The organism is Streptomyces aurantiacus, assembly GCF_001418335.1.
Classification (GTDB): Bacteria; Actinomycetota; Actinomycetes; order Streptomycetales; family Streptomycetaceae; genus Streptomyces; species Streptomyces aurantiacus.
Genome location: NZ_LIPP01000481.1, coordinates 1 through 4,108 on the forward strand (window position 1 = coordinate 1; position 4,108 = coordinate 4,108).

Genomic DNA, 4,108 nt, shown 5'->3' on the forward strand with positions numbered 1-4,108 from the left:
CCTCGCCCCCCGACCCGGTGGCCGCCCTGCTGACCGCCGCCGAGCAGCTCGGCTCGGCCGCGCGCACCTGCGACCTCGCCGTGCAACACGCCCGGACCCGTGAGCAGTTCGGGCAGCCGATCGGGGCCTTCCAGGCGGTGAAACACCTGTGCTCGGAGATGCTCGTGCGCGTGGAAGTGGCCCGCGCGGCGGTGTACGCGGCGGCCGTCACGGCTGATCCGCTCGACATCGCGGCGGCCCGGCTGCTGGCGGACGAGGCGGCGCAGCTGGGGGCCCGCGACTGCCTCCAGGTGCACGGCGGAATGGGTTTCACCTGGGAGTCCGACGTGCACCTGCACCTCAAACGGGCCTGGTCGCGGGCCCGTCGTGGGCAGGGTGCCGCGCAGGCCGAGGAAGCCCTCGCGGAGGATCTGGCGGCGTCGGCCCCGGGCCCGGCGGTGCGGCCCGGGACGTGAATCCACCGCGCCGACCCGTGCCGACCTCTGCTGACTACTGCCGATTGCCGCCGATCGTGGCACGGCAGGGCAGGCCCGAGGGGGTGGAGGGGACGGATGGGGACGGATATCTGGAAACGTGGCATGACGGAATTACCGAGCGTTGATATCGGGTTGTGTCCTACGCGTGACTCGTCACGGCCTGGAGTCGGCTGACCGCTCCGGTACCTTGTGTGGGATGCGAGTGGTTCTGAGGCCGGACCAGCACGGTGTTGCCCCCGAGGCAGCCCCGGATCCGGCGATGCGTGCCGCGCGCGGGGCAGGGAGCAGGACCGTTCCTGCCTGTTCGAGTCCCCGGGGCGGGCGTCGCACAGTATGCCGCACGCGTACTCCTTCGCGCTGGAATATGCCCGAAGCGCTTGTTCGGGTGACTGTACGTCAACCATGCTGTCTCCTGAGGGCGTCACGTTCCGTGATCCCTTCTTTGACCACGATCGTGGCCCTTGAGAGGCGCGAGGCGATGTGTCCGCCGGTTCGGATGGTGTGAGCGGTGCAGGTGCTTCAAGTGCAGCTGGAGATCCGGCCCGACCCCACGGAGGTGGGGAGAGCCCGGAGGTGGGCCCGTTCGCGGCTCGCGGGGTCCGGGATAGAGGCCGATGAGCCGCTGTCCGAGACCCTGATCCTGCTCGTCTCGGAGCTGGTCACCAACGCCGTGGTGCACACCGGCCGTCCCGCCGTCCTGCGGCTGTCGATGCCGGACGCGGCGCCCGAACCGCCGGTCGGTGAATCGTCGGTCGGCGAACCGTCGGTCGGCGAACGGGCAGTGGGTGATCCGTCGGTGGGTGAGCCGGTGGTCGGTGAGCGGGCCGTCGGTGGGCGGTCCGTCGGTGGGCGGGCCGGTGACGAGGCCGTCGCGACCGTCCGGCTGGAGGTGCTCGACACCAGTACCCGGGCGCCGCGCCCGCGCTGCGCGGACGGCGACGAGACCAACGGCCGCGGCCTCGCCCTCGTCGACTGCCTCGCCGACCGGTGGGGCTGGAGTCCCGAAGGCGCGGGCAAGCGCATCTGGTGCGAGGTGGACCGGTGTTCGTCGGCGGCCGTGGTCGACGAGACCTGTGACGCGGCCCCGGCGGCGTACGGGGATCTGACGTACGAGGCCGTGTAACGGGCGGGAGCGGGCCGGACGACGCGGGGGAGCGGGCGCGGGGGCGCGCCCGCCGGCGCACGGGTGGCATGGGCGGCAATGGGTGGCAACGGGTGGCACGGATGGCGTGGAGTCGGCGGTCCGGGCGTGCGGTGCCGGCGGGTGCGCCGGGCAGTGCTTCCTTCCGTAAGGGTCACAAAGGGTGCGTAAGTGGCGAATTGAGGTGTGCATCCCTGACCAGGCGTTGACGTGGTGTGTCCGTTTCGTCACGCTCGTGTTCAGTGATTCGTCGTGAGGGGACGTCGAAGACCTCGGTGGTGGGGGTCCTCGGCGAGCGCGGATCGCGATTCGGCGTCGGCTCCTGCGGGGCCAGGAGCAGGGCAGGCGCGCCGGAGAGGCGGGTGGCGGCGCGCGGTGCCGCGCTCGGGTACGAGGCGGGGCGGCCTCGCGTTCGGGCACGGCCGAGATGGGGGAGACGCGCCGCCAGCCGACCCTCGGCCATCCGTCACCGGGTTCCGTACCGGCTCCCGGTGACCTTCAGAAGATCGCGACCGGCGCCACGGGGGTTCCCGTGCCGCCGGTGAAGGGTTCGGGCATCGCCGACAGCAGGAACGCATGGCGGCCGAGTTCTCCACAGGCTGTGGACAACTTTTCGAGATTCCAGTTCTGGCCCTGGAGCATGCCCATCTCGACCAGGTCGAGGGCGTGGACGGGCAGCCACAGATCCTCTATTTCGGGAGGAAATATCTCAAAGGTCAGGGTGTCGTTCGCGACCGCCGCGACATCGCGGGCGTGGAACCACTCCGGAGTGCGCACGGACAGACCCGGGGAGGGGAAGGTGTACGCCTGCTTGTCGCCCGTGAGGCAGAGCTGCATCTGACCGGTGCGTACGAGGACGATGTCGCCCGGACCCACCTTCGTCCCGCTCAGTTCCTCGGCCGCGTCGAGGTCCTCCGGGGTCACCGCGTGTCCGGAGTCGAGACGCTCCCTGCCGAGCGCGCGGGCCACGTCCAGCAGGACGCCGCGCGAGACGATGTGCCCGGGCTTGTCGATGCCGCCGAACCCGGCGCCTCCGTGCGCCGTGACGGTGTCGGCCGGGCGGCCGTTGTAGAGCCTGCCCGAGTGTGAGACATGGCTGAGCGCGTCCCAGTGGGTGGCCGCCTGGAGCCCCATCGTCACGGCGTCGTCGCTGCACGCGACCGTGCCCGGACCGAACAGCTCCTGGTTGATCTGCACCATCGTGTGCAGCGGATTGACCCGGCCCGGGACCATCCCCGTCTGCACGCCGTCCTGCTGGAGGGGGAGTGCGAGTGGTACGCGCCGGCCGGTACGGACCTCCGCGGCGGCCTCGCGCACGACCTCGTCGGTGATCAGGTTCAGGGTGCCGATCTCGTCGTCGGCACCCCAGCGCCCCCAGTTGTTCACGCGCTTGGCGAGCTCGTGGAACTCGGCCGGCAGTGACATGAGTCCTCCGTGGTCCTGCGTGGTCCGCCGTGAGTTATTAGCGGCCCGGGGCTTGTCTCCAGGTATCTGACGGGTCGTAGAATCTGCGTCGAAGCCAAATCTAACGGACCGTCAGAAACTGCGGGAAGGGGTCGGGGCGTGGGGAACTTCTTGACAGGCAAGGTCATAGCCGTGACCGGGGCGGGCCGGGGCATCGGACGCGCGGTGGCGCTGGCCGCCGCGGCCGAGGGCGCACGGGTCGTCGTCAACGACCACGGGGTGTCCATCGAGGGCTCGGAGCCGACCAGTTCGGTGGCCGACGCCGTGGTCAAGGAGATCGAGGCGGCCGGCGGGGACGCGGTCGCGGTGGCCGACGACGTCTCCACCATGGCGGGCGGCCGGCGGATCGTCGACACGGCCCTGGAGGCGTACGGGCGGCTCGACGGCGTGGTCTGCGTGGCCGGCATCCTGCGCGAACGGATGCTCTTCAACATGTCCGAGGACGAGTGGGACCCGGTGCTCGCCACGCATCTCAAGGGCACGTTCACGGTGTTCCGCGCCGCCTCGGCCGTGATGCGCGAACAGCGGTGCGGCACGCTGATCGGCTTCACCAGCGGCAATCACCAGGGGTCCGTCTCGCAGGCCAACTACAGCGCCGCGAAGGGCGGCATCATCTCGCTCGTCCGGAGCGCCGCGCTCGGGCTCCACAAGTACGGGGTTACGGCGAACGCGGTCGCGCCGGTCGCCCGTACGCGGATGTCGGCGAACGTGCCGATGGAGCTGAAGGAGATCGGCGAGCCCGAGGACGTGGCCGCGTTCGTCGTCTACCTGCTGTCCGAGCGGGCCCGCGAGGAGGGGATCACCGGGCAGGTCTACACGGTGGCGGGGCCGAAGATCGCGGTCTGGGCGCAACCGAGGGAACTCCGTTCCGGGTATGCGGAAGGGGGCTGGACGCCCGAGCGGATCGCGGACTTTCTGCCGGGGTCGGTCGGGATGGACCCCATGCCGTTGCTGGCGCAGGTGGAGGAGATGGCTCGCGCTGCGCGCGTTGCGAAGGGGGCGCCGTAGGGGTTGGGGGGTCGTGGGT

At 70.8% G+C, this 4,108-nt stretch carries 4 protein-coding genes; 3 read left to right on the top strand and 1 reads right to left on the bottom strand.

The features are described from left to right. Both AOK01_RS39170 and AOK01_RS39175 read left to right on the top strand, forming a co-directional pair. Positions 1–455 (top strand): acyl-CoA dehydrogenase family protein (locus AOK01_RS39170; protein ID WP_281181501.1); only part of this gene is annotated, 455 nt, incomplete at its 5' end. A gap of 544 nt (positions 456–999) precedes the next feature. Then, positions 1,000–1,599, top strand: a complete 600-nt coding sequence (locus AOK01_RS39175) for an ATP-binding protein (RefSeq protein WP_063792944.1) — start codon at positions 1,000–1,002, stop codon at positions 1,597–1,599. Between the two features lie 516 nt (positions 1,600–2,115). Here the strand turns inward: AOK01_RS39175 and AOK01_RS39180 are convergent. After that, positions 2,116–3,042, bottom strand: coding sequence for a cyclase family protein (locus AOK01_RS39180; RefSeq protein WP_055520298.1), 927 nt, complete (start codon positions 3,040–3,042; stop codon positions 2,116–2,118). Between the two features lie 138 nt (positions 3,043–3,180). Between AOK01_RS39180 and AOK01_RS39185 the strand changes: the two genes are divergently transcribed. Next, the gene (locus AOK01_RS39185; protein WP_055520301.1) at positions 3,181–4,089 is read left to right on the top strand and encodes an SDR family oxidoreductase; all 909 of its coding nucleotides are present in this window, start codon (positions 3,181–3,183) and stop codon (positions 4,087–4,089) included. The last annotated feature ends 19 nt before the right edge of the window (positions 4,090–4,108 follow it).